Below are 22,985 nucleotides of genomic sequence, written 5' to 3'. Positions count from 1 at the left end.
ATGCTCTTCCAGCAAACCCGCGTGATGATCCACGCAAGCCTTGCAAGCCTTCCCCGGCGCTTTGCCCTCTCGGCGTCGATGGCGCTATCGGTGGCTCTGGTGGTGATGACCCTTGCCGGCTTTCTCGCCATGGCCAAGGGTTTTGAGGTGGCGCTTGCCGGCGCCGGCTCGCCACGCGTGGCCGTCATGCTGGGCGGCGGCACCAACCAGGAAAGCGGCTCTGCCATTCCGCCGGGCGCCCTGCACGCGCTGTCGGCGCTGAGCGGTGATCCGGGCCTTGCACGCAATGCCGCCGGTGATCTTCTCCTGTCGCGGGAAATCGTCGTTCCCGTCGATGTGGCAGACGTCATGAGCGGCGCTTCCCGCACGCTTGCGCTGCGCGGCATGGATGCGACCGGTGCCGCCATCCGCGATACCGTCACGCTGACCCAGGGGCTGATGTTTTCAGGCGGTCGGCGCGATATCGTCATCGGCGCTAAGATCGCGCGCGCCCTTGGCCTGCATGTCGGGGATGTGCTGCGGCTCGGCCCGGTCGACTGGACGGTGTCGGGCGAATTCTCGGCCGGCGGCAGTGCGTTTGAAAGTGAAATCTGGGCGGATCTGGAGGCTGTGCGCGCCGCCTTCGACCGGCAGGGCGAGGTGCAGAGCGTCAAGCTGCGGCTGAACGATCCGATGGCGCTCGAACAGCTGCAGCAAAGCCTTGCGGGCTTTGCCGAAACGCCGCTTGTCGCTGTCAGCGAAGCGGATCTCTATGCGGGGCAATCGGAGCGAACGGCAAGCCTCATCCGCCTCTTCGGCTGGCCGCTTGCCGGGCTGATGGGCTTTGGCGCCAGTGCGGGGGCGCTCAACACGATGATGAGTTCTGTCTCCGAGCGAGCCGTGGAGATCGCAACCGTGCGGGCGCTCGGCTTCAGCCGGCTTGCCGCCTTCATTGCCACCGGGGTGGAGGCCATGGTGCTGGCGCTTTTGGGAACGGTGCTCGGGCTTGGTCTCTCGCTGATCGCCTTCAACGACTGGCAGGCCAGCACGATTGGCGCCAACAATGCGCGCATGGCGTTTGATCTCGCCGTCACGCCCGACGTGATGCTGTCGGCCGGCCTCATCGGCCTTGTGATCGGCCTCGTCGGCGGGGCCTTGCCAGCCCTTGCCGCCACGCGCCAGCCGCTTGCGGCGGCCTTGGGGGGAAGGGGCTGACCTTTGGCGAAGGGGCTGACGTTTTCAGGCCCTGACGCTTCAGCGCTGGCGCGCCTTGCGGTTGGCATAGCGGCGGTCGCGTTCTGCCTTGCGGGCGGCTTCGTCGTCGAGTACGCGGCTGACGCGGGTCTTGTTGGCGGCTTCGCGGGCATCGGCTTCTGCCGTTTCGGCAGCGGCGAGGGCTGCGGCGCGTTCGGCAGCTTCCGCTTCCAGACGGTTCTTTTCGTCACGCTTTGCCTGCTCGCGTTCGGCGCGGCGCGCGTCGCGGGCTTCGGCAATGGCACGCTGTTCAGCCATGCGCGCTTCGCGGTTCGGTTCTGCGGCTTCCTTTGCGGCCCGGTAAGCAGCAAGCTGGGCCGCCTTTGCCTCGGCGGCCGTGCCGCGACGCTCGGATATCTCTTTGTTTCGAATGTTTTTCAAATCTCTATCCCGGTTGTGTGTCTTGACCAAAAATCAGGGGGTCCTGACACGTTTCGATGGCGTTGCCGCCGGCTTCTGGCTCTCGATGCTATCCCGCTCGAGGCGCGCCTGGCGCAACCGCGCCGTCTTGTCCTCGCGGGACTTCGCAAGCGAGGTCTGTTCGTCCACGGCATGAGCCTTGGCAAGGACCTGCGTTTGCGTGGCGCCAAAGGCGATTTCGGCCCGCTGGCGGGATTTGCTGTATGTTTGTGTCATCATGGTCCTTTCCCGGGAGGGCCGGCGAAGGCGCGCGGCCGAAGTATCCAGGAGGAGGGCCGGGCCTTGGCGGCCACGGCAATAAAAAAGGCCAGGCAATGATTTGCCTGACCTCGCTTGGTACCCGTGCTTTCAACAGTGCCAGTACATCCGTGGTCAAGGGAAAGCAGATACCGAATTAAGCAGCCTGGAGATTGCAGGCCGACATCTTGCCCGACTTGTTGTCGCGCTCCAGTTCGTAGGACACCTTCTGGCCTTCGACGATTTCGCGCATTCCGGCGCGTTCGACAGCCGAGATGTGAACGAAGGCGTCAGCGCCGCCGTTGTCAGGCTGAATGAAGCCGAAGCCCTTGGTGGAATTGAACCATTTAACTGTGCCCGTGGTCATGATGAACCCTTTCAAAGCATGCGTGAGGAACCACAGGACAGAAAGCCCTGCGGACGGTGATAGCGATTGTTTTGAAAGGAAAGGTTCGTTCAGGGCGCGGTGCCAATCGCGCAGTAACCAAAGCTCAGCAAGCAAAATATCGATGACCCATACCTAAGGGCTTGAGGTGCCGATGTCAAATTTTTATTTCGCTATTTTCGAAAATGCCGGATGAGGCGGCCGTCGGTCCATCGCCTGAAGGCGGGCAAGCCGCAGCCGGTCACGCCCCGGTCAGCGCCGCGCCGGTCGCTCGGGAAAGGGCGCCCCGCTCATCGGAGCCTCCTGCAGGGTGACGGCAAGGCCAAGGGTTTTTGCCGTGCGCGGGTCAAGTGCGGCAAGGCTTTCGTCGGGCGCGCGCCGGGCATCCTCCTGCGTCGCAAAGGCGATGGCGGCCGGTGGCAGGCCAAGGCGGGAAAGATACTGACGGGTGCGGGCGATGCCGCGTTCGCTGCGCACGGCCTGACCGTCGGCTTGCAGGCGGTAGGATCGGTGAAAGACGATCAGCGATGTGGTGGACAGGATGCGCGGTGCGCCGGCGAGCCACACAAGCGCGCAGGCCGAGGCACATAGGCGGGAGGGGGCAACGCTGGTGGCAAACCGCTTGCCCGCAATCAGCCTGCCGATCGCAAGCGCCGGTTCCAGCTCGCCGCCCGGGCTCTCGAGCCTCACCGTTGCTGCCCGGTAGCGGCCGGCAATGGCGGCAAAGCGTTTGTCGTCGCCGGATTCGATTGGGCCGCGAAGGCTGATCAGGGCAAAGTTCGGGGCAATCTCCTGCGCCGACACCTCGGCGGACCATGCCGTAGATGTAAGGCCGGGGAGGGGGATCAGAGCGGTCAGGGCGAGAGTGGCCAGAGCAAAGCCGACGAGGCCGCCCTTCTGGGCTGCCTGTCCGAGGGTCGGGCGTGAGGCAGGGCGTCCGGTGGCGACAGGCTCCGGCGTCAAGCCTTGGTCCTCTTCTGCCGCAGCATCTGCCACGCAGTCTTGCCGAATGCATAGAGGACTATACGCCATCTCCACCTCTGCAGGGCGTTTTTTGGGCGCGGTTGCGGCCGTTTCGCTTGGAGCCAGCATCGGCGACTTCCGGGCTTTTTCGTGGCCGCCGGCCGGCCGGTGGTTGAACCGGCCTCCGGCGGCGCAAGGTCTCGCGCCGCCGGAGGTCGTCCAAGACTTACTGTGCGGTCAGAAGTTCGGTGCAGTAGCTCGGGCCGTTGGCGCCGGGGCGGTCGGCCAGCACCCGGATCGCGCGGATGCGGTAGTCCTTGTCGGTGACGATCTGGGCGCTGCAGCTGACGCTGATCGACTGGCCTTCCTTCGTCTTGATGCGCTGGAAACCGCCGCGCCAGCTATAGGTCGTCTCGCCACCTTCCGTCGTGTCGCTGTAGGGCGGCGCGAATCGGGCAAAGAAGGCGCCGGCCGACTGGCCTTTCCAGCGCGTCTCGATCGGCGAGGGTGGCGTCGGCGTGGTGGCGCAGCCGGTCAGCACGCCGGCAAGCGTTGCAAGCGCGATCAAGCGGTAGTTCATGTCCTGGAAACCCTTCTCATCTCGTAAGACGGCGCTCATAATGCCGTCGGCAGCGCATCGACGCGGCAGGGCAGGGCGCAAGGGATGCCGGCGCCCGGCCGTCGCGCCGGATCAGGCGCACTAGCAGATTTGAGGCGGGCTTGCCGAGGGGGCGACGGGCGCTCACGGAAAATAAACTGCAGGTTCTGCATTTTTATTGGGCGCTGGCGCATTTTTGTCGCGCTGGTTGACATTTCCGCCCGGCGGATGGCCGTACCACACTGAGGCAATCGCCGGCTGTGGCTGTGTCGAAATGACTGCTATGTAAGGCTCTTATTGTTGCGTCGTGGAACCTTTGCGGCTATATTTCATTTCTGTGACGGCGTCGTGTGGAGGCGTGCCGTTGCGGAGGAGGATAAATCATGATGCTGAAACTTTACCACTCCCCCTATGTTCTCTCGCTCAACATCTCGATTCTGATGTGGGCGGTGATCATATGGTCCCTGTACCGTTTGGTCTTTTGACCGCGGTGCATGTCTGACAGTGAATGCCAAGTTTCCGTGATGCAGACTGTGTCAATACTCGTGAATGGCGAACATTCTTGACCGATACAAGTGCATCACGGATACGTAATTGTAAAATTACATATTAATATTCACGTTGTTGTCAACAGGATTACTGAGGGTCCTGTTTTTTTCTTCCAGCTTAGCGTTGCGTATTGCCGGCTTCCGGAGATACTGGTTGCAATCACCTATGGTTGCGATGATGGTTCGGTAGGCAACGCATGTTCGATAGACTTTGTTCACTGGCGCCCGAGCGGCCTTCATCTTCCGCCGTGAGTGCGCGTTGCCATGCGGGTGGGATCGCTCGCTTTCCGCGAATCGGTCGCTCCTGCAGCAACGGGAGTGTGCGGTGAGGCGGGGACGCAGCGAGCGCACGACATTGATGGATGTGGCGGTTCGGGCCGGGGTGAGCGCCATCACCGTCTCGCGGGTTCTGCGGGAACCGCAAAAGGTCTCCCCCAGCCTTCGCCAGCGGATTCTGGATCTCATCGAGGACATGGGCTATGTGCCCGATCAGGCGGCGCGGGCGCTGGCCAGCCGCCACAATTCCACCTTTGGCGTCCTCGTTCCCTCGCTGACCAGCCGTGCCTTCCTCAATTTCATGCAGGGCGTCGAGGAGCGGGTGCGCGACAGCACGTTTCGCATCCAGTATGCCAATACCCACAATTCCGTGGAGGAGGAAAAGCGGCAGGTGCGTCTCCTGATGTCGCAGAACACCGCCGGCATCGTGCTCGGCGGTCTTGAGGGCCTCGAGGAAGTCAGCGACTTGATCCGCCGTGCCAACTGCCCGGTCATCCAGGTGGTGGATGTCGGCATCGAGACGGCAGCCACGGCGATCGCCGTCGATCACGCCGCCGCTGCCGAAGCGGCGACCCGGCATCTGCTCGCCTGCGGCTACCGCGCCATCGCGCTTCTCGGGGTGGCGCCGGATGTGCGTGGAGGCCGCCGCACGCAAGGCTATGCCCGCGTCCTGCAGCAGGCCGGCCTCTATGACCCCGACCTCATCCACACGGAAAATGCCGCGACATCCACGCAAATGGGCTGCCGCCTGCTGCGCCGGGCCCTGAAGGCGCGCCCGGATATAGATGCCGTCTTCTGCCAGAACGACGACCTGGCGCTCGGCGTGCTGTTTGAGGCGCAGCGTCTGGGCAGGCGCGTGCCGGACGATTTTGGCATCTGCGGCTACAACGATCTCGACTTTGCCACCGTGATGAACCCGCCGCTCACCACCGTGCGGCTTCCGCTCTTCGAAATGGGATACCGCGCCGGCGACCTTCTGATCCGCAGCGCCGACGGCCGCACCATGGAACGCCAGACAATCAGGCTCGGCTTCGAACTGATCGAGCGCCGCACCACCCGCCGCCCTGCCGGGTAAAGGCACGCGACCGGCAACTTGAATTTTTTCTGTCGGAAACAAAAACCGGCCGAAGCACTGCTGCGGCCGGCTTGATCATTCGGTGGCAGACCCTATTCGATCTCGTCCAGGATGTCGGCGGCGCGGGCGGCGCTTACGCGGCGGATGTCGACGTCGTCGCGGCGGGCCGAAAAGGCCTCGCTTGCCATCAGCTCGTCGGCGAGATCGGCCGGAAGCGACAGCAGAACGCGCTCGCCTTCGCGGTGAATGCCGCCGAGATCGGCGCGCTTGGCCGTCACCATGCCGCCGGCCACCGTGTTGTTGGTGTCCGGATCGATGATGATGAAGGCGCCGGTCGCCCGGTTCTGCTCGTAGGGGTCGAAGACGGCCACTTCGTCAAAACTCAGATGCACCTTGCCGATGGCGTTCATCGCGAGCGTTTCGTGATGCGGCTTCCACTTGCCCGAGGAAAGCTCCAGCTGCGAGACCGGCGTGATGGTGACGCGCTGGCGCCGCGCGCCGCTCTTCAGCCAGTAGCGCTTGGCAGGCTCGATGCCGCCCGGCTGCAGCGCCACCAGATGCGCATCGAAATTGAGGCCGGTCATCGGCTGGCCGTCCATGGAAACGATCATGTCGCCGCGCGACACGTCAACCTGGCGGTCGAGCACCAGCGTGATGGCATCGCCCGCCACGGCCGCATTGCGCACGAGGTCGAAGGTGACGATCTGCTTGACGTTTGCCACCATGCCCGATGGCAGGATGGTGACGCTGTCGCCGGGCTTCACCGAGCCGCCGGCAACCGTGCCCTGGTAGCCGCGAAAACTTTCGCCGGGACGCGAGACGCGCTGCACGGGCAGGCGGAAGGCGCCGGCCTGCGCCGAGCGCGTGGTGGCAAGCTCCAGCGTTTCGACGAGCGTCGGGCCGTCGTACCAGGGCATGGCGGCGCGTCCGTCATAGACGACGTTTTCGCCCTTCAGCGCCGACATCGGAATGGCGGTCACGTGGCGCACGCCGAGCGACAGCGCCAGTTCCTTGAAGTCATGGCTGATCTTCTCGAAGATCGCCTTGTCGTAGGAGACGAGGTCGATCTTGTTGATGGCAAGCACGAACTGCTTGATGCCCATCAGCGAGGCGATGGTGGCATGGCGGCGGGTCTGTTCGAGAAGGCCGGCGCGTGCATCGACCAGCAGAATGGCCAGATCCGCCGTCGAGGCGCCGGTTGCCATGTTGCGGGTATACTGTTCGTGGCCGGGCGTATCGGCGACGATGAAGGAACGGCGGTCGGTCGCAAAATAGCGATAGGCGACATCGATGGTGATGCCCTGTTCGCGCTCGGCCTGAAGGCCGTCGAGCAGCAGGGCAAAATCAGGCAGGCCGAGATCGTTCTGGCTGCCGCTGTCGCGCTTCAGCGTGGCCGCCTGGTCTTCTTTCACCGCCTTCGTGTCCCACAGTAGACGGCCGATCAGCGTCGACTTGCCGTCGTCGACGGAGCCGCAGGTGATGAGGCGCAGCGGGCGGCTGTCGCGCACGGCCTTTGCAGGTTCAACGAAGGGTACGACATTGCTGGCGGAAAGCGGCGCGGTTGCGGATTTCGGGGCTGTCATCAGAAATATCCTTCGCGCTTCTTCTTTTCCATCGAGCCGGACTGGTCACGGTCGATGGCGCGGCCCTGCCGTTCGGAGACGGTTGCGATTTCGAGTTCCGCGATGACGGCGTCGAGCGTCGTTGCCGTCGAGCGGATGGCGCCGGTCAGCGGGAAGCAGCCGAGCGTGCGGAAGCGGATCATGCCGTGCTGCACGGTCTCGCCGGGCAGAAGTTCTAGGCGCGGGTCTTCGGCCAGGATCATCATGCCGTCGCGTTCCACGTAAGGGCGTTCGGCGGCGTAATAGAGCGGCACCAGCGGAATGTTTTCCGCCTGGATGTAGCGCCAGATATCCACTTCCGTCCAGTTGGACAGCGGGAAGGCGCGCACGCTTTCGCCCTTGCGGATCATGCCGTTATAGATGTTCCACAGTTCCGGGCGCTGGTTGCGCGGATCCCAGCGATGCTCGGGCGTGCGGAAGGAATAGATGCGCTCCTTGGCGCGGCTTGCCTCCTCGTCGCGGCGCGCGCCGCCGAAGGCTGCGTCATAGCCGCCGGCATCGAGCGCCTGGCGCAGCGCCTCGGTCTTCATGATGTCGGTATAGAGCGCCGAGCCGTGGGTGAACGGGGTTACACCCTCGCTTTTGCCGCGCGGATTGGTGTGGGTGACAAGGTCGAGATCGTATTTTTCCGCCATCAGATCGCGGAAGGCGATCATCTCGGCAAATTTCCAGCCGGTATCGATGTGCAGGAGCGGGAAGGGCACGCGACCGGGAAAGAAGGCCTTTCGCGCCAGATGCAGGAGGACGGAGGAATCCTTGCCGATGGAATAGAGCATGACCGGCTTGTCGAATTCGGCGGCCACTTCGCGAAAGATGTGGATCGCTTCGTTTTCAAGTGCCTTGAGGTGCGGATCGAGCGGCGGCTTGGCAATCTGGTCCTTGGAATGCGGATCGTATTCGGATGTATGGATATGCATCTTTGCTTTCCTTAAGAGCTTTCGCCCCCATGTCGTGTTCAGTGAAGCCCCTCCGCTGCGCCGGCCTCGTGTCGCCCGGGACAAGATCCCGGCGGGAGGGGGAGGGAAGGACAGTAAAATCTGGCCTCGTCAGGCGGGTGTAGGGATTTTTGAGCCGGCGGGCTCTGCTACATGCAGGCCGCATTCGCGCTTTTCGTCGTTTTCCCACCACCATCGGCCGGCGCGTTCGCTTTCGCCGGGTTTGATGGCGCGCGTACAGGGCTCGCAGCCGATGGAGGGATAGCCGCGGGCGTGCAGAGGGTTCACCGGAATGTCGAGTGCTGCCACATGGGCCTTGATGGCCTCGAGCGACCAGTCGGCCAGCGGGTTGATCTTGATGAGGCCGCGCTCGGCGTCATACTCGGCAAAGGGCGTGGTCGCCCGGTTGTCGGACTGGCCGCGACGAAGGCCGGTGATCCAGATCTCGGCGCCAGCCAGAGCCTTGGCAAGCGGCTTCAGCTTGCGCACGTGACAGCAGGCATGACGGGCCTCGATGCTGTCGTAAAAGCCGTTGAGGCCGTATTGCGCGCCAAAGCCGTCGACATCGGCCTCATCGGGATAAAAACGCTGTATGGCAAGGCCGTAGCGCCCCTCGGTCTCGCCGATCAGCGCCACCGTCTCGGCAAATAGACGGCCCGTTTCAAGCGTCGAGACCGCGATCGGCAGCTGGTGCGTGCCGATCTCTGCCGTGATCACCTGGTCCTCGATGCCGAGAGAGGTGGTAAACACCGCCCGCCCCAGGCTTGCGGCGAGCGACAGCCGGCCGGCCAGGGAAAGGGCTGCGAGTTGTGCATCGAGTGAGGCGATATCCGGCAATGTCTGATGCAAGGTCATGAGGTCAAATCCGCTGTGTTGCCTGACCTTATGCCATGGGGCGGCCGGCGCGGACAGAAACAGGGATTTCATGCATACGTGCGCGAGAGCAAATATCTCTAGAAAACGCCGCTTGGCGAGAAAACTTCGGGCGCTGCACGCAAAAGCCCGCATCCCTTAGATTTGAGGGGCTTGATCCGTTTGTATTTCCGGCGGATTTGGGTTAGTGCGAAGTCGCGGTTCAAATGCGTGTCCGGCAGCAGCCCGGCGGCGCAGGACGGGCCGTCCGCATGCCTCTCCACACCCTGCCGACAGTCCCTCCGCCGATGCCGTCGCCGGAGTCCTCTTGAGGTCAGGTGCATGTCGATCTCGCTGATGGAATTTTGATGATTTCGCAGAAAGCCAAATATGCCCTGCGGGCGCTGACGGCCCTGGCGCAAGCCGATACCGAACGGCCGTTGATGATTTCAGAGATCGCCACGCAGCAGGCCATTCCGAAAAAATTCCTCGAGCAGATCCTGCTGGAGCTGAAGCGCAACGGCATCGTCGACAGCCGGCGCGGCAAGCAGGGCGGCTATCTGCTGCTGAAGCCGGCCGGCGACATCACGTTCGGCGAAATCCTGCGGCTGATCGATGGACCGATCGCGCCCTTGCCCTGCCTGTCGCAGACGGCCTATCGCCGCTGCGAGGATTGCGATGGCGAACATCTCTGCGAAATCCGCCACGTCTTTGCCCGGGTCGCGACGGCCAGCCGTGACGTGCTGTTTTCCACCACCATCGCCGATGCGCTGGGCGGCGTCGAAGAGGCCAAGGCAACAGAGCTGATGAGCGCCTGAACGGTCATTTTGCGGAAAAATCTTCTGCGAGAACGGGCAAAACCCGCCGGCTGGCCGGATAGACTTTGCACTCCCGCTTCGTTTCGCGAATATATCTTCCGTGATCGGCAGATCCCCCACGGCATTCTTTGCCGCGTTCACGGACGGGGGGAAACAGTTTTGCCTTCTTCCGGCCCCCGATTGACCAAGTCGACCACTCCGGTAGACATTACCGTCACGTCAACCGGAGGTTCCACATGCGCAATTTCATCCAAGGACTGGGCGTCTTGGCCCTTGGCGTTTCGCTGATCGCAGGTGCTGCCGCACCGGCCTTTGCCGCCACCACGCTGCTCAACGTGTCCTACGACCCGACCCGCGAGTTCTACAAGGAATTCAACGCTGCCTTTGCCGCCGACTGGAAGACGAAGACGGGCGAGACCGTCACCATCCAGCAGTCGCATGGCGGTTCCGGCGCGCAGGCGCGTTCCGTCATCGATGGTCTTGATGCCGATGTCGTAACACTTGGTGTGGAAAGCGACATCGATGCCATCGCCTCGAAGACCAAGAAGATTCCGGCCGATTGGCGCAAGCGCCTGCCGAATGCTTCGGCTCCCTACACCTCCACCATCGTCTTCCTGGTGCGCAAGGGCAACCCCAAGGGCATCAAGGACTGGTCGGACCTGGTCAAGGATGGCGTGCAGATCATCACGCCGAACCCGAAGACCTCTGCCGGTGGCCGCTGGAACTATCTGGCCGCATGGCTCTGGGCTGCCAAGCAGTACAATAATGACGATGCCAAGATTAAGGCCTATATCGGCGACATCTACAAGCACTCCCCGGTTCTCGACACCGGTGCGCGCGGCTCCACGGTCACCTTCGCGCAGCGCCAGCTGGGTGACGTCCTGCTTGCCTGGGAAAACGAGGCCTATCTCGCCAAGCAGGAATTCGGCGATGGCGATTTCGAGATCGTCGTACCGAAGCTTTCGATTCTTGCCGAGCCGCCAGTCTCGCTGGTCGATGGCAATGCCGACGCCAAGGGCACGCGCAAGGTCGCGGAAGCCTATCTAAACTACCTCTACTCCGCCGAAGGCCAGACCTTGGCTGCCAAGTGGTTCTATCGCCCCTCCAAGCCGGAACTGGTGAAGGCCGGTGCGGCGGCGCTGCCCAAGGTTGATCTTGTGTCCATCGACGATCCGCTGTTCGGCGGCTGGAAGACGGCGCAGGCCAAGCATTTCGACGACGGCGGCGTCTTCGACCAGCTGTACAAGCCGGGCAAGTAATCCTTCCAAACGCCTCCCATCGCAAAACGCGAGAAGCCCCGGTGTCAAGCCGGGTCTTGTCGCAAGTGTAAAGACGGGCAATATGGGGGCTGCGGCCCCCCGATCCATGACGACAGGTAGATTGATGAAAAGCTGGCGCCAGCCGAGCATCCTTCCAGGCTTTGGTCTGACGCTGGGATACACCGTATTATATCTGACGCTGATCATCCTGGTTCCCCTGGCAGCCCTGGTCTGGCGTTCCACCGGGATCGGATGGGATGCCTTCTGGGCGCTCGCCTTCGATCAGCGCACGCTTCTGGCGCTGCGCGTCAGTTTCGGGGCGGCCCTCATCGCCGCTGCCATCAATGTCATATTTGGTGTTGTCGTCGCCTGGGTTCTGGTGCGTTACCAGTTTCCGGGCCGTCGTCTGCTTGATGCCATCATCGATCTGCCGTTTGCGCTTCCGACCGCCGTCGCCGGCATTTCTCTTGCCGCGCTCTATGCGCCCAAGGGCTGGATCGGGCAAATCTTCGCGCCGCTCGGCATCAGGATCGCTTTCACGCCGCTCGGCATCGTGATCGCGCTGATCTTCGTCGGTCTGCCCTTCGTGGTGCGCACGGTGCAGCCGGTCATGGCGGAACTGGACCGCGAGATGGAAGAGGCCGCGGCCACGCTGGGTGCCAGCCGCCTGCAGACCCTGACGAGAATTGTGCTGCCGACGCTGGTGCCGGCCATTCTGACCGGCTTCGCGCTCGCCTTCGCGCGGGCCGTGGGGGAATACGGCTCCGTCATCTTCATTGCCGGCAATGTGCCTTACGTGTCGGAAATCGCCCCGCTCCTGATCGTCATCCGGCTGGAAGAGTTCAATTATGCGGGCGCCACCTCGATTGCCTGCATCATGCTGATCATTTCATTTGTCATGCTGCTGATCATCAACATGCTGCAGATGTGGAGCCGCAGGAGGTACTCGAATGTCTAAGGTCGCCTCCCGCTACCGCGATCCGGCCAGCGAAACGCTGTCATGGCGCCTGATCCTCATCCTGCTTGCGGTCGCCTTTCTCGGCATCGTCGTCGTCCTGCCGCTCGTGACCGTGTTCTACGAGGCCTTCCGCAAGGGAACAGGCGCCTTCATCGCGGCCTTTGACGAGCCGGATGCCATTGCGGCCATCCGGCTGACGCTGACGGTTGCGGCGATTGCCGTGCCGCTCAACCTCGTCTTCGGCGTGGCCGCCGCCTGGGCGATCGCCAAGTTCGAATTTCGCGGCAAGACCTTTCTGGTCACGCTGATAGACCTGCCGTTTTCCATCTCGCCGGTCATTTCCGGTCTGGTCTATGTGCTGCTGTTCGGCGCGCAGAGCTATCTCGGGCCGATCCTGAAATCGCAGGGCATCCAGATCATCTTCGCCCTGCCGGGCATGGTGCTCGCCACCATCTTCGTCACCTTTCCCTTCATCGCGCGCGAGTTGATCCCGCTGATGCAGGAGCAGGGCACCGGCGATGAGGAGGCGGCGCTGTCGCTGGGCGCCAGCGGCTGGCAGACTTTCTGGTACGTGACGCTGCCGAACGTGAAATGGGGCCTGCTCTATGGCGTGCTGCTTTGCAATGCGCGCGCCATGGGCGAGTTCGGCGCCGTGTCCGTGGTCTCCGGCCATGTGCGCGGCCTGACCGAGACCATGCCGCTGCACATCGAGATCCTTTACAACGAGTACAACTTCGCGGCCGCGTTTGCGATTGCGACCCTGCTTGCACTGCTCGCCCTCGTGACGCTTGCGCTGAAGACCGTTCTGGAACTGCGCTATGGCGACGAGATCGCGGCTGGCCGGAAACACTGAGGATTTTTGAAGACGATGGACGTTAAAATCAAGAATATCCGCAAGGAATTCGCGCGCTTTCCGGCCCTGCATGACCTGTCGCTCGACATTGCCTCCGGTGAACTGATCGCGCTGCTGGGGCCCTCCGGTTCGGGCAAGACCACGTTGCTGCGGCTCATCGCCGGCCTGGAACAGCCCACCGAAGGCCAGATCTTCTTCGGCAACGAGGACGCGTCGCTGAAAAGCGTGCAGATGCGCAATATCGGTTTCGTCTTCCAGCACTATGCGCTCTTCCGCCACATGACGGTTGCCGAAAACATCGCCTTCGGTCTCAAGGTGCGCCCGTCCGCCACCCGTCCGCCAAAGGCCGAGATCCGCAAACGTGTGACCGATCTTCTCGACATGGTGCAGTTGTCCGGGCTGGAAAAGCGCTATCCGAACCAGCTCTCCGGCGGCCAGAGGCAGCGCGTGGCCCTCGCGCGTGCCATGGCGATCGAGCCGAGCGTGCTTTTGCTGGATGAGCCCTTTGGCGCGCTGGATGCCAAGGTGCGCAAGGAACTGCGCCGCTGGCTGCGCGAGTTTCACGACCGCACCGGCCACACCACCGTCTTCGTGACCCATGACCAGGAAGAGGCGCTGGAGCTTGCCGACCGCGTCGTCGTCATGAGCCAGGGCAAGATCGAGCAGGTGGGCACTGCCGACGATGTCTATGACCGGCCGGGCTCACCCTTCGTCTTCTCCTTCATCGGATCCTCGTCGGAACTGCCGGTAACGCTGAAGCAGGGTGCCGTTCATTTCAACGATCGTCCGATCGGCATCGCCGATCAGGGAGAGGGGCGCGCGCGCCTGTTCTTCCGCCCGCAGGATGTGGTGCTGACCGATGGCGCGGAGGCGCTGTCGGGCAAGGTCACCGCCTGTCGCCGCCTTGCCGGCACGCGCATTGCCGAGATCGACATCGCCCATGGCGCGGGAAGTCCCGACAAGGCGCATCACGTCGAAATCGAGGTGCCGCTCGATGCACCGGTGACGCTGGGCGGCGATCTGTCTTTCCGCCCGACCCGCTGGCGCCTGTTTCTCGAAAGCTGATCTGCGGGCAGCCGGTCTTGGGCGTGTCTCGCGCCGGGTTTGGCGGGGTGTCGCACGGCGTCCAAGCGTGCAGCGCAGTATAAGATGTTCAAGATCGACGGTGGTCAGATATTGACTGTCTTTAACGATGTCTTATGCCTATAGCGCCTGGTGACGGTCTGTCTGCGCGTGTTCTGCCACAGCATTGTCGCGGGCCAAGACTTGGGGGAATGGCGCAGTACCAGTGACGCGGCGTATGGGGACCATGCTGGCGGCCGGCTTTCACGCATTCGAAACCTTGGCGCTTACGCCTTGGTTTACGTCTGCGTGCGATAAGCTTGAGACCATGCAGGACCTTTATGGCCACTGCCGGACTTGACGCTTTGACGGGCCAGACATGGATATGCTTTCGACAGATCCTGACGAGATAATGCTGCTGGATGACATGCACGACCAGCAGGCGCCTGGGCGGCAATCGGGCTTTGCGCGTGGCCGTCCGGTTCGCGCGCCATCTGGACCGCCGAGCCAGGCGCTGCGCATGGTCGCAGGTCTGCTGGCTTTCGCCGCCCTGCTGCTGCGTGTGCGGCCCGGCCGCCCCACTTTTGGCTTTGCCTGTCTTCTGGCCTTTACCGCAAGCGTCTTGGGCGACCTCTTTCTGGATGAGGGCGTGCTTGCCCTGCCGCTCAATCTTTCCGAGACGCTGCCGGATGGCACTGGTCCGACGCTGTCGCTGACCCTTCTCGCCGGCGCCTGGGCGGGACGGCGCTTCCTGCGCCCGGCGCCGGAGCCAAAACGCGGCCCCGCGCCCGAGGATCTGGCGCGCGCCGCCGAAATCGTCGCCGGCCAGCCCAACGCCAGCGCCGGCCTCGTGCGGCTGGGCGACAAGCATGTGCTGTTTTCCGATAGCCGCGAAACCTTCATCATGTATGCCTGCCATGGCCGCTCGTGGGTTGCGCTGTTCGATCCGGTCGGGCCGCGGTCCGAATGGCCGGCGCTTGTGATGAAATTCATGGATGCCGCCCGTGCCGATGGCTGCCGGCCGGTCTTCTACCAGGTCTCGCCGGAATTTTTGCCCTCGGCCGTCGATGCAAGGCTCAAGCCCTACAAGCTCGGCGAACAGGCGGTGGTGGATCTCACGCGCTTCGACCTCAAGGGCGGCGCCTGGCTGAAACTGCGCCGCTCGATCAACCGCGCCGAACGCGACGGCCTGGAATTCGCCTTTCTGCAGCCGTGCGAGGTGCCGGCGGTGCTGGACGAGCTTCTGTCGGTCTCGCGCCAGTGGCTGGCGGCCCACAAGGCCGGCGAAAAGGGCTTTTCGCTCGGCACCTTCCAGCCGGCCTATGTGGCGGCAAGTCCGGTGGCTGTGGTGCGCATCGAAGGCCGGATCGTCGCCTTCGCCAATATCCTCACCGCCAATAACGGCCGCGAAGCCTTCATCGACCTGATGCGCCATGTGCCCGGCACCCATCGCGGCATGATGGACCTTCTCTTCGTGCGCACCATGGAGCGCCTGAAGGCAAACGGCTTTTCGACGATGAACCTCGGCATGGCGCCGCTTGCCGGCCTCAGCGACCACCAGGCCGCCCCCTTGTGGAACCATATCGGCCGCCGCATCTTTCGCCACGGCGAGCGCTTCTACAATTTCCAGGGCGTGCTGTCGTTCAAGTCGAAATTCGATCCCGCCTGGCAGCCGCGCTACCTCGCCGTGGGCGGCGACGTGCCGATCGGCTCGCTCTACGACGTCACCATGCTGATCGGCGGCGGGTTGAAAAACATGCTTCGGCGGTGAGGGTTTGGGCGCGCAGGGTGCGGCGGTTGCTGCTGCCGTTGCCGTTGCGTTTGCCGTACCCCCCTCTGGCCTGCCGGCCATCTCCCCCACACGGGGGGAGATTATCGTGCGGCCGATGTCTGCGTCCCTTATGAGCGTTTGCGGCACTTGCTGAGGTAGGTTTGGAATTCTGCGCCGGCTTCAGGCTGATCTCCCCCCGTGTGGGGGAGATGCCCGGCAGGGCAGAGGGGGGTAAAACACCAGCCGCTACGCTACGGCCCCCTCACACCAGGAAGATCGAGATGATCGGAAAGGCGGTGAGCAGGATGATGCGCAACAGGTCAGCGGTGACGAAGGGGACGATGCCCTTGTAGGTTTCGCGCACCGGCACTTCCCGCGACATGGCCGAGATGATGAAGAGGTTGAGCCCGACAGGCGGCGTGATCATGCCGATCTCGGCCACCATCAGCACCAGGATCCCGAACCAGATGGCGAAATGTTCCGGCGAGAGGCCAAAGTCCATCGCGGTCACGATCGGGAAGAAGATCGGGATGGTGAGCACGATCATCGACAGCGAATCCATGATGCAGCCGAAGATGATGTAGAGGACGAGGATGAGGATCAGCACCGTCATCGGCGCAAAGCCTTGCGCTGTCACCCATTCGGCGCCCACCTGCGGCAGGCGTGAGAAGGCGAGGAACGAGTTGAACACCGAGGCGCCGAGCACGATGAAGAAGATCATGCCGGTGGAGACGGCGGTTTCCTTGAAGCAGGCAAGCAGCGAGGCGCGGTCGAGCCCGCCGTTTTTCCAGGCAACGAGCCCGGCGCTGGCGGCGCCGACCGCTGCGGCCTGCGTCGGCGTGAACCAGCCGAGATAGATGCCGCCGACGACGAGGAAGAAGATGGCGGCGACCGGCCAGACGGCGATCACGGCCGGCAGCCGTTCAGACCATGGCACGCGCGGCGCCTGGCCGGCGCTTTCCGGCTTCAGGCGCACATAGATGGCGATCACGACGAGATAGGAGATCGCTGCAATGATGCCGGGCACGAAGGCGGCGAGAAATAGTTTTGCGATGTTCTGCTCGGCAAGGATCGCATAGATGACGAGCACGACGGAGGGCGGAATGAGGATGCCGAGCGTGCCGCCGGCGGCAAGCGTTGCCGTGGCAAGACCGCCGGCATAGCCGTGGCGGCGCAGTTCCGGCAGGGCGACCTGCGCCATCGTGGCAGCCGTTGCCAGCGACGAGCCGCAGATCGAGCCGAAGCCGGCGCTTGCGCCCACGGCTGCCATGGCAACGCCGCCCTTGCGGTGGCCGACAAAGGCCGCGGCGGCGTTGAACAGGGCCTGGCTCATGCCGCCGCGCGCGGCAAACTGGCCCATCAGCAAAAACAGCGGAATGATCGACAGCGAGTAATTGGCATTGGTCGCCCAGCTGATCGATTTCAGCTGCGACAGGATCGGCATCCATTTGCCGAGCACGATGTAGGTGCCAACAATGCCGGTGCCGAGCATGGCGGCCCCGATCGGAACGCGCAGGAAAATCAGGAGAATGAGAACCGGAAACGACCAGAGCCCGATTTCGATACTGCTCATCAATGGGCTCCCATGGAGACTGTGATGGCCCGGCCCCGGCGGATGTCGCGCAGGTCGGCCACAAGAACGAAAAGACAAATGAGGACATTGGCGACGAGCAGGACCATGGCGATGGCAAGCCCCCACCAGACCGGCAGGAGCAGCAGCGGCGTGGTTTCACCATTGCCGAACTTGTCCATGAGGCCGACGCCATGGCGCCAGGTGAGAAGCGCAAAGAGAACGGCAATGATGATGTCACCGGCAAGCTGCGTGGCGTTCATCGCCCGCGTGCCGAAGGGGGCGATCATCAGGTCGACCCCGACATGGCCGCGCTTCAGCTGGCAATAGGGCAGGAAGGCAAAGACGGCGAGGCCGCAAAAGGCTTCCACCAGTTCGATCTCGCCTGGGATGGGCCGGATGGTGAGCGAACCCAGAATGGAAAAGCCGGTGAGCGCGCAGGCGATGACGAGGCAGACCCCGCCGAAACCGACGAGCACGCCCGCCAGGCGGTGGGCCGCGCGCTCCAGGGCGGCGAAGGAAGAGGAAGTTTCGGTTGCCATCGGAGACATCCTTGATTGTCGATACCTGAGTGTGTCGAAACGTGAGTGTCGAAAAAGGTCGGTCCGCACACGGCTGTCCAGGCGCGGGGTGGCGCCTGGACAGGGGAGAGGGCGGATTTACTTGGAGTGGGCGGCAATCATCGAGACGGCGTCCTTGTAAAGCGCGGTGCCATTGAGGCCCTTGCCATCCATTTCCGCCACCCATTTCTGGGTCACCTTGTCGCCGATGGCCTTCCAGCGGGCGGTTTCGGCCTCGTCCAGAATATAGGTCTTGTTGCCGGCCTTGTCGGCCAGTTCCTTGCCGCGCACGTCGCCGGCATCCATGGCCGCGCCGAACTTGGCGGCGAGCGCTGCACCGGAATTGTCGTCCAGCACCTTTTTCAGATCCGCCGGCAGCGCGTCATAGCTGTCCTTGTTCATGGCAAAGACGAAGGCGGCCGTGTAAAGCCCGGTCTTGCCGGAAAAGCCCGTATGGTTGGGCGCAAGTTCGGCAATCTTGATCGACGGCGTCACTTCCCAGGGAACGACGGTACCATCGATGACGCTCTTCGACAGCGATTCCGGAACCGTCGTCACCGGCATGCCGACGGCAGAGGCGCCCATGGCTTCCAGCATCTGGTTGACCACCTTGGAGGTGCCGCGCAGTTTCAGCCCGTTCATGTCGGACAGGGACTTGATCGGCTTGGCGGCAATCGTGTGCAGAAGGCCCGGCCCGTGGGTGTGGACGGCCAGAACGTGAAAGTCCTTGAACTCGTCCTTCAGGTGCTTTTCGTAGTAATCGTTGAAGGCAAGCGAGGTCGCCTCGCCGGTCGTCACCATGAAGGGCAGCTCGAAGGCTTCAGATTTGGGGAAGCGGCCCGGCGTATAGCCGATCAGCGTCCAGCCGAGATCCACCACGCCGTCCTTAACCTGGTCGACGATTTCACCGGGCTTGCCGCCCAGCTGCATGGCCGGATAGATTTCCACCTGCAGGCGGCCGCCGCTGTCGGCCTTGATCTTTTCCGCCCACGGTGTCAGCACCTTGGAGGGAATGGTCGCCTGCGGCGGCAGGAAATGGTGCAGTTTCAGCACCACGTCAGCGGCAAAGGCCGCGTAGGATGTCAGGGAAACGGCGGCACCGGCTAGCCCGGCCAACAGAAACTTGCGCAACATGATCTCCTCCATTCGCGCTGAATGTCAGGGGAGATCTGCTGCGGTCCCATCCTGCCGGCGGCTTCCGGCGCCTCGATGGGCCCCGTGCCATATCCCGAACCGGACGGACCCCTCCACGGTCGCATCCTTCCCCCATGCTGGTTATGCTTACAGAAGCAAACCCGCCGCGCAAATAAAAACAATCACGCAATACATAACGATATGGATATGTATTACCGGTAGAGCCGGGCGATGGCCGGCCGCTGCCGTCACGGGAGGGCGCGCTGCTCGTTGCGCTGGGCGCGCAGGGCCTGAGCCAGAAACGCCCGCGACAGGCCGTGATAGAGCGGTTCCGGGCTGATGATGCGGGACGTCACATAACCGAGCATCGAGGCGGCCATGATCGGGATGACGGCCTGATGATTGCCGGTCATTTCGATGATGATGACGAAGGCGGTCATCGGTGCCTGCACGACGCCGGCAAAATAGCCGGCCATGCCGAGAATGGCACCGAGCGCGATATTGCCGCCGATGAGGCCGGCCAGCGTTCCCCCGAGGCTGACGCCGACCGTCAGCGACGGGGCAAAGATGCCGCCGGGAATGCCGGAGGCCATGGAGAGGAAGGTGGAGGCGAATTTTTCCAGGAAGAGCAAGGGATCGGGCGCCTCGCCGTTCAGGATGGCGCGCGATTGTTCATAGCCGGTGCCGAAGGTCTGCCCGTGCGAGAGAATGCCGATGACGGCGACGACCAGCCCGCAGACGGCCGCCAGCATCACTGTCTTCTTCAGCGGGTTCGGCTGCACGAAACGGCGCACGCGGCGCGCAACGGAGAGTGCGCCGGCGCTGAAGCAGGCACCCAGTCCGCCGCCCGCCAGTCCGCAGACGAGCACCAGCAGCCAGTCGCGCGTGCCCGAGGCGGCAACGGAGGTTTCGCCAAAATAGGTGTAGCTGCCGACTAGACCCAGGGCCGCAAGGCCGGACAGGATGACGGCGGCCAGCACCAGCCCGTTGGCGCGGGATTCGAAACTGCGGCTCATTTCCTCGATGGCAAAGACGATGCCGGCAAGCGGCGTGTTGAAGGCCGCAGCGATACCGGCCGCAGAACCGGCAAGAATGAGCCCCTTCGCCTGCGCCATGCCGCCGATGCGCCCGCTTGCCAGCATGATTGCCGCGCCCACCTGCACGGTCGGCCCCTCGCGTCCGATGGAGGCTCCGCAGAACAGGCCGACAATGGTGAGGATGACCTTGCCGACGGCAAGTTTCAGCGACAACAGGGCACCGCGCGCCGCCTCATGGCTCAGGTGCCGGGCCGCAATCGCCTGCGGAATGCCGCTGCCCTGCGCATTGGGAAACCAGGAGAGCGCCATGAAGGCGCTCAGCGCAAACCCCGCCGGCGTCAGAAGAAGCGGCAGCAGGAAGGCGTATGGCCCGGCCGAGGTCAGCGCCTTGAACAGATGCTGCGCCTGATCGGCTGCCATGGCAAAGCCGACACTTACCACCCCGATCGCCACCGCCCCGATCCAGAATACGATGCGCGGCTTCCACACCCGCCATGACCCGCGCATGACGCGTGACCGGCGAAACATTCGGGACTTGCGATAGGAGAGGGGCATGGCAGGCTCGGGGCTTATTTTCGGAAAGGCAGGCCCCTTTAACGCCTCCGATGCAGGGGGATGCAAGCCTTATCCCGCAGCGATGCGGCTTATATGACGGATCTTTAAGGCAGATTTGCCCTTTTCAGAGGGAAATAGCCTCCGAATGGCATCCTCCCCTTATCCACCTGCCGGTACCGCGCCAGGAGGATAAGGCCTTCTGAAGGAACGGTGGGACGGTCTTCTCCGTGCCTCTGTCCTTGACCAATTGTTGTAAATTGCGTATTTTACAACGACAGGAGACACGTTATCATGGCGCAGCCGTTTAAAGTTTCCGCCACAGAATTTGCCCGCAAGTTCACGACATTCCGTGAGCAGGTGCAGACGGCCGGGGTGATCGAGGTCACGGCGCATAATCGCACGATCGGCGCCTTCCTGTCTGCGGCTGAACTTAAGCACTATCAGGACATGAAGAAGCGCGAACGCGAGGTCATCCGCGCAGGCGATATCGATGATGATACCATGGCACAGATCATGGGCGCCCAATACGGCAAAGCATCCCCGTGAAGCCTCCGATCCCGGTTCCCGGTCTTGTCATCCGCTACAACTATCTTTGGGATCAGGAAAAAGAAGAGGGTCGGACGGCTGGGCGCAAGGACAGGCCCTGCGCCATCATCCTCTATCATTCGAAGAGCCAGGACACCATTGTCGTGCCGATTACCCATTCGCCTCCAGAGCCCGGCGAGGAGGAGCTTTCCATTGAGGTTCCCGCGGAACTGAGGCGACAGCTCGGTCTGGATGATGAGATTAGCTGGGTACGTATGAGCGAGGTCAACAGGTTCGTATGGCCCGGCATTCACCTGCGCTCCCTGCCTTCTGACCCGAGCCGCTTCGATTACGGTATGATTCCCCAGGAATTCTACGAGGAGATCAGGGCCCGGCTCTATCAGGCGATGATGAGGGGGCGCATCCCCTCGACAAGACGCTGAACCTGTTGGCGTTGACCACGTGAGCGGCTGCCGGTCTCGGGGCAGGGGATGAGACCGGCAGCGGCCTCCCGTCAGACGATCAGCCCCTTCATCGGCTGAACGGCTTGCGAGCCGGGGAAGACAACATCGGCCAGATGACCGGCGCTGGCGCCTAAGAGATCGACCGCCATGCCCTTCACCACCGCGCGGATATCGGTGGTGGCGGCAAGGTCGCGGGCTTCGAAGAGTTGGCTGTCCTTGAGGCCCGGCCAGTCGGTGATGACGCGGCCACCGGCCACCGCTCCGCCGGCCAGGAAGGCCGTGGTGCCGGTGCCGTGGTCGGTGCCTTCGGTGCCGTTGATGCGGGCGGTGCGGCCAAATTCGGTGGCGACCACAATGGCGGTATCCTTCCACACCGGCCCCAGTTCCTCGCGGAAGGCGGCGAGCGAATTATCGAGGCCTGACAGGAGTTTTGCCAGACGCTCTGTTTCCTGCGCATGCGTGTCCCAGCCTTCAAAGGCAAGGGCTGCGACGCGCGGTCCCTCCGGTTGTGCGAGAAGCCGTGCCGCCCCGCGTGCCATCTGCTCCATGCCGTTCGGATCGCCCGGTCCGCCGCGTGCCTTCACGTCAAGGCCGGAGGCGATCTTGCCGGTTTCGATGCCTTCCTTCAGAAGCTCCGACAGGAGCGGATCGGTCCTGCCGTAAAGTTGGGCAAGGCGCGGGGCAAGATCGCCATCGGCGGCCTTTAGCACAGAGGGCGCCCAGCCGAGCACCGGCGCCTTGCCGCGGATGACGAGCGGCGCATTGGCGCCGACCGACAGGCCGCGCACCCGCTCAGAGGCGCCGGGAGCGATCTTTTCGCCGGCCGGCAGGCCTTCCAGCAGGCGGTTCAGCCAGCCGGTTTCCACATGGCCGGGGGTTGAATAGCCCGATTCCAGCACATCCTGCCCGTCGAAATGCGAACGCTCGCGATAGGCGGTGGCACTGGCATGGACGACGGCTGCCTCCTTCGCCTGAAACATCTTTTGGAATTTCGGCATGGACGGGTGGAGCCCGAAAAAGCCGTCGAGCGGCAGCGCCGGCTTGTCACCATCGAACCGCAGCGCGATCTGCTGGCGCAGGCCCTCATAGTTCGGATCGCCGATCGGCGGCACCGCGGTCAGCCCATCCAGCGCGCCGCGCAGGATGATGGTGACGAAGCGCGGATCACGCCCGCCCGCCGCATGGGCAAAGCGCGGCATGAAGGCCCAGGCAAAGAGAGCGCCGGAAGCACCGAGCACGGCACGGCGGGTGGGAGAAATGTTTTCGCACAGCATG

Annotated in this window: 23 protein-coding genes; 10 read left to right on the top strand and 13 right to left on the bottom strand. The window is 63.4% G+C overall.

Annotated features, from left to right (window positions below; genetic code table 11):
- Window positions 1–1,194, top strand: coding sequence for an ABC transporter permease (locus ACEXP3_RS02495; RefSeq protein ID WP_377295826.1), 1,194 nt, complete (start codon window positions 1–3; stop codon window positions 1,192–1,194).
- A 39-nt stretch (window positions 1,195–1,233) separates the two neighbouring features.
- Here the strand turns inward: ACEXP3_RS02495 and ACEXP3_RS02490 are convergent, their stop codons facing one another.
- From ACEXP3_RS02490 to ACEXP3_RS02470, 5 genes are all read right to left on the bottom strand, one after another.
- Window positions 1,234–1,614, bottom strand: a complete 381-nt coding sequence (locus ACEXP3_RS02490) for a DUF6481 family protein (RefSeq protein WP_210103224.1) — start codon at window positions 1,612–1,614, stop codon at window positions 1,234–1,236.
- A 33-nt stretch (window positions 1,615–1,647) separates the two neighbouring features.
- Entirely contained in the window at window positions 1,648–1,869 is a 222-nt protein-coding gene (locus ACEXP3_RS02485) for a hypothetical protein (protein WP_377296067.1), read from the bottom strand.
- 178 nt (window positions 1,870–2,047) lie between these two features.
- Entirely contained in the window at window positions 2,048–2,257 is a 210-nt protein-coding gene (locus tag ACEXP3_RS02480; protein WP_210103223.1) for a cold-shock protein, read from the bottom strand.
- A 270-nt stretch (window positions 2,258–2,527) separates the two neighbouring features.
- Window positions 2,528–3,238: a hypothetical protein gene (locus ACEXP3_RS02475; RefSeq protein ID WP_377295825.1), complete on the bottom strand. Its 711-nt coding sequence runs from the start codon at window positions 3,236–3,238 to the stop codon at window positions 2,528–2,530.
- 226 nt (window positions 3,239–3,464) lie between these two features.
- Window positions 3,465–3,818 (bottom strand): hypothetical protein, encoded by a 354-nt coding sequence (locus ACEXP3_RS02470; RefSeq protein ID WP_210103221.1) that lies wholly within the window; start codon window positions 3,816–3,818, stop codon window positions 3,465–3,467.
- 891 nt (window positions 3,819–4,709) lie between these two features.
- On the opposite strand from ACEXP3_RS02470, the gene ACEXP3_RS02465 reads away from it, so the two are divergent.
- Window positions 4,710–5,735 (top strand): LacI family DNA-binding transcriptional regulator, encoded by a 1,026-nt coding sequence (locus tag ACEXP3_RS02465; protein ID WP_377295824.1) that lies wholly within the window; start codon window positions 4,710–4,712, stop codon window positions 5,733–5,735.
- A 92-nt stretch (window positions 5,736–5,827) separates the two neighbouring features.
- Here the strand turns inward: ACEXP3_RS02465 and cysN are convergent, their stop codons facing one another.
- The 3 genes from cysN to ACEXP3_RS02450 form a co-directional block, all read right to left on the bottom strand.
- Complete coding sequence (cysN, locus tag ACEXP3_RS02460; protein WP_377295823.1) at window positions 5,828–7,318, bottom strand: sulfate adenylyltransferase subunit CysN; 1,491 nt, start codon at window positions 7,316–7,318, stop codon at window positions 5,828–5,830.
- Window positions 7,318–8,274: a sulfate adenylyltransferase subunit CysD gene (cysD, locus tag ACEXP3_RS02455; RefSeq protein ID WP_210103219.1), complete on the bottom strand. Its 957-nt coding sequence runs from the start codon at window positions 8,272–8,274 to the stop codon at window positions 7,318–7,320. The genes cysN and cysD overlap by 1 nt, the downstream gene beginning before the upstream one ends.
- 129 nt (window positions 8,275–8,403) lie before the next feature.
- The gene (locus ACEXP3_RS02450) at window positions 8,404–9,147 is read right to left on the bottom strand and encodes a phosphoadenylyl-sulfate reductase (RefSeq protein WP_377295822.1); all 744 of its coding nucleotides are present in this window, start codon (window positions 9,145–9,147) and stop codon (window positions 8,404–8,406) included.
- A 365-nt stretch (window positions 9,148–9,512) separates the two neighbouring features.
- Here ACEXP3_RS02450 and ACEXP3_RS02445 point away from each other — a divergent pair, with 365 nt between their 5' ends.
- The 6 genes from ACEXP3_RS02445 (at window position 9,513) to ACEXP3_RS02420 (ending at window position 15,865) form a co-directional block, all read left to right on the top strand.
- Window positions 9,513–9,962, top strand: a complete 450-nt coding sequence (locus tag ACEXP3_RS02445; RefSeq protein ID WP_377295821.1) for an RrF2 family transcriptional regulator — start codon at window positions 9,513–9,515, stop codon at window positions 9,960–9,962.
- Between the two features lie 236 nt (window positions 9,963–10,198).
- Window positions 10,199–11,221, top strand: a complete 1,023-nt coding sequence (locus ACEXP3_RS02440; protein WP_377295820.1) for a sulfate ABC transporter substrate-binding protein — start codon at window positions 10,199–10,201, stop codon at window positions 11,219–11,221.
- A 106-nt stretch (window positions 11,222–11,327) separates the two neighbouring features.
- Window positions 11,328–12,179, top strand: coding sequence for a sulfate ABC transporter permease subunit CysT (gene cysT / locus ACEXP3_RS02435; RefSeq protein WP_377295819.1), 852 nt, complete (start codon window positions 11,328–11,330; stop codon window positions 12,177–12,179).
- Entirely contained in the window at window positions 12,172–13,032 is an 861-nt protein-coding gene (gene cysW / locus ACEXP3_RS02430; protein ID WP_210103214.1) for a sulfate ABC transporter permease subunit CysW, read from the top strand. Before cysT ends, cysW begins: the two co-directional genes overlap by 8 nt.
- A gap of 15 nt (window positions 13,033–13,047) precedes the next feature.
- A complete protein-coding gene (locus ACEXP3_RS02425) occupies window positions 13,048–14,097 on the top strand; it encodes a sulfate/molybdate ABC transporter ATP-binding protein (RefSeq protein ID WP_377295817.1) in 1,050 nt (349 codons plus the stop codon).
- 376 nt (window positions 14,098–14,473) lie between these two features.
- Window positions 14,474–15,865 (top strand): GNAT family N-acetyltransferase, encoded by a 1,392-nt coding sequence (locus ACEXP3_RS02420; RefSeq protein WP_377295816.1) that lies wholly within the window; start codon window positions 14,474–14,476, stop codon window positions 15,863–15,865.
- 262 nt (window positions 15,866–16,127) lie between these two features.
- On the opposite strand, the gene ACEXP3_RS02415 is transcribed toward ACEXP3_RS02420, so the two are convergent.
- The 4 genes from ACEXP3_RS02415 to ACEXP3_RS02400 all read right to left on the bottom strand — a co-directional run bounded on the left by ACEXP3_RS02415 (window position 16,128) and on the right by ACEXP3_RS02400 (window position 20,721).
- Window positions 16,128–17,438 (bottom strand): TRAP transporter large permease, encoded by a 1,311-nt coding sequence (locus ACEXP3_RS02415; RefSeq protein ID WP_377295815.1) that lies wholly within the window; start codon window positions 17,436–17,438, stop codon window positions 16,128–16,130.
- Complete coding sequence (locus tag ACEXP3_RS02410) at window positions 17,438–17,977, bottom strand: TRAP transporter small permease (protein ID WP_377295814.1); 540 nt, start codon at window positions 17,975–17,977, stop codon at window positions 17,438–17,440. The genes ACEXP3_RS02415 and ACEXP3_RS02410 overlap by 1 nt, the downstream gene beginning before the upstream one ends.
- A 117-nt stretch (window positions 17,978–18,094) precedes the next feature.
- Window positions 18,095–19,129 carry a TRAP transporter substrate-binding protein gene (locus ACEXP3_RS02405; protein WP_377295813.1) on the bottom strand — a complete coding sequence of 345 codons (1,035 nt, stop codon included), beginning with the start codon at window positions 19,127–19,129 and terminating at the stop codon, window positions 18,095–18,097.
- Window positions 19,130–19,377: 248 nt separating this feature from the next.
- Window positions 19,378–20,721, bottom strand: coding sequence for a chloride channel protein (locus ACEXP3_RS02400; protein ID WP_377295812.1), 1,344 nt, complete (start codon window positions 20,719–20,721; stop codon window positions 19,378–19,380).
- Between the two features lie 291 nt (window positions 20,722–21,012).
- On the opposite strand from ACEXP3_RS02400, the gene ACEXP3_RS02395 reads away from it, so the two are divergent.
- Window positions 21,013–21,267 carry a type II toxin-antitoxin system Phd/YefM family antitoxin gene (locus ACEXP3_RS02395; RefSeq protein WP_377295811.1) on the top strand — a complete coding sequence of 85 codons (255 nt, stop codon included), beginning with the start codon at window positions 21,013–21,015 and terminating at the stop codon, window positions 21,265–21,267.
- Window positions 21,264–21,689 (top strand): hypothetical protein, encoded by a 426-nt coding sequence (locus ACEXP3_RS02390; RefSeq protein WP_377295810.1) that lies wholly within the window; start codon window positions 21,264–21,266, stop codon window positions 21,687–21,689. The genes ACEXP3_RS02395 and ACEXP3_RS02390 overlap by 4 nt, the downstream gene beginning before the upstream one ends.
- A gap of 71 nt (window positions 21,690–21,760) precedes the next feature.
- Here ACEXP3_RS02390 and ACEXP3_RS02385 read toward each other — a convergent pair whose 3' ends face one another.
- Complete coding sequence (locus tag ACEXP3_RS02385; protein WP_377295809.1) at window positions 21,761–22,984, bottom strand: DUF1501 domain-containing protein; 1,224 nt, start codon at window positions 22,982–22,984, stop codon at window positions 21,761–21,763.
- Window position 22,985 lies beyond the last annotated feature (1 nt).

It is taken from the genome of Neorhizobium fuzhouense, from assembly GCF_042611105.1.
Classification (GTDB): domain Bacteria; phylum Pseudomonadota; class Alphaproteobacteria; order Rhizobiales; family Rhizobiaceae; genus Neorhizobium; species Neorhizobium galegae_A.
This window is presented reverse-complemented; position numbering and strand designations above follow the sequence as displayed.

Excerpts from the sequence above, each read along its gene's own strand:
- ACEXP3_RS02400 (WP_377295812.1), bottom strand. The coding sequence starts at position 20,721 with ATGCCCCTCTCCTATCGCAAGTCCCGAATGTTTCGCCGGTCACGCGTC.
- ACEXP3_RS02445 (WP_377295821.1), top strand. The coding sequence starts at position 9,513 with ATGATTTCGCAGAAAGCCAAATATGCCCTGCGGGCGCTGACGGCCCTG.
- ACEXP3_RS02405 (WP_377295813.1), bottom strand. The coding sequence starts at position 19,129 with ATGTTGCGCAAGTTTCTGTTGGCCGGGCTAGCCGGTGCCGCCGTTTCC.
- cysD (WP_210103219.1), bottom strand. The coding sequence starts at position 8,274 with ATGCATATCCATACATCCGAATACGATCCGCATTCCAAGGACCAGATT.
- cysT (WP_377295819.1), top strand. The coding sequence starts at position 11,328 with ATGACGACAGGTAGATTGATGAAAAGCTGGCGCCAGCCGAGCATCCTT.
- ACEXP3_RS02440 (WP_377295820.1), top strand. The coding sequence starts at position 10,199 with ATGCGCAATTTCATCCAAGGACTGGGCGTCTTGGCCCTTGGCGTTTCG.
- ACEXP3_RS02420 (WP_377295816.1), top strand. The coding sequence starts at position 14,474 with ATGGATATGCTTTCGACAGATCCTGACGAGATAATGCTGCTGGATGAC.
- ACEXP3_RS02450 (WP_377295822.1), bottom strand. The coding sequence starts at position 9,147 with ATGACCTTGCATCAGACATTGCCGGATATCGCCTCACTCGATGCACAA.
- cysN (WP_377295823.1), bottom strand. The coding sequence starts at position 7,318 with ATGACAGCCCCGAAATCCGCAACCGCGCCGCTTTCCGCCAGCAATGTC.
- ACEXP3_RS02470 (WP_210103221.1), bottom strand. The coding sequence starts at position 3,818 with ATGAACTACCGCTTGATCGCGCTTGCAACGCTTGCCGGCGTGCTGACC.
- ACEXP3_RS02395 (WP_377295811.1), top strand. The coding sequence starts at position 21,013 with ATGGCGCAGCCGTTTAAAGTTTCCGCCACAGAATTTGCCCGCAAGTTC.
- ACEXP3_RS02415 (WP_377295815.1), bottom strand. The coding sequence starts at position 17,438 with ATGAGCAGTATCGAAATCGGGCTCTGGTCGTTTCCGGTTCTCATTCTC.
- ACEXP3_RS02495 (WP_377295826.1), top strand. The coding sequence starts at position 1 with ATGCTCTTCCAGCAAACCCGCGTGATGATCCACGCAAGCCTTGCAAGC.
- ACEXP3_RS02385 (WP_377295809.1), bottom strand. The coding sequence starts at position 22,984 with ATGCTGTGCGAAAACATTTCTCCCACCCGCCGTGCCGTGCTCGGTGCT.
- ACEXP3_RS02425 (WP_377295817.1), top strand. The coding sequence starts at position 13,048 with ATGGACGTTAAAATCAAGAATATCCGCAAGGAATTCGCGCGCTTTCCG.
- ACEXP3_RS02410 (WP_377295814.1), bottom strand. The coding sequence starts at position 17,977 with ATGGCAACCGAAACTTCCTCTTCCTTCGCCGCCCTGGAGCGCGCGGCC.
- ACEXP3_RS02480 (WP_210103223.1), bottom strand. The coding sequence starts at position 2,257 with ATGACCACGGGCACAGTTAAATGGTTCAATTCCACCAAGGGCTTCGGC.
- cysW (WP_210103214.1), top strand. The coding sequence starts at position 12,172 with ATGTCTAAGGTCGCCTCCCGCTACCGCGATCCGGCCAGCGAAACGCTG.
- ACEXP3_RS02485 (WP_377296067.1), bottom strand. The coding sequence starts at position 1,869 with ATGACACAAACATACAGCAAATCCCGCCAGCGGGCCGAAATCGCCTTT.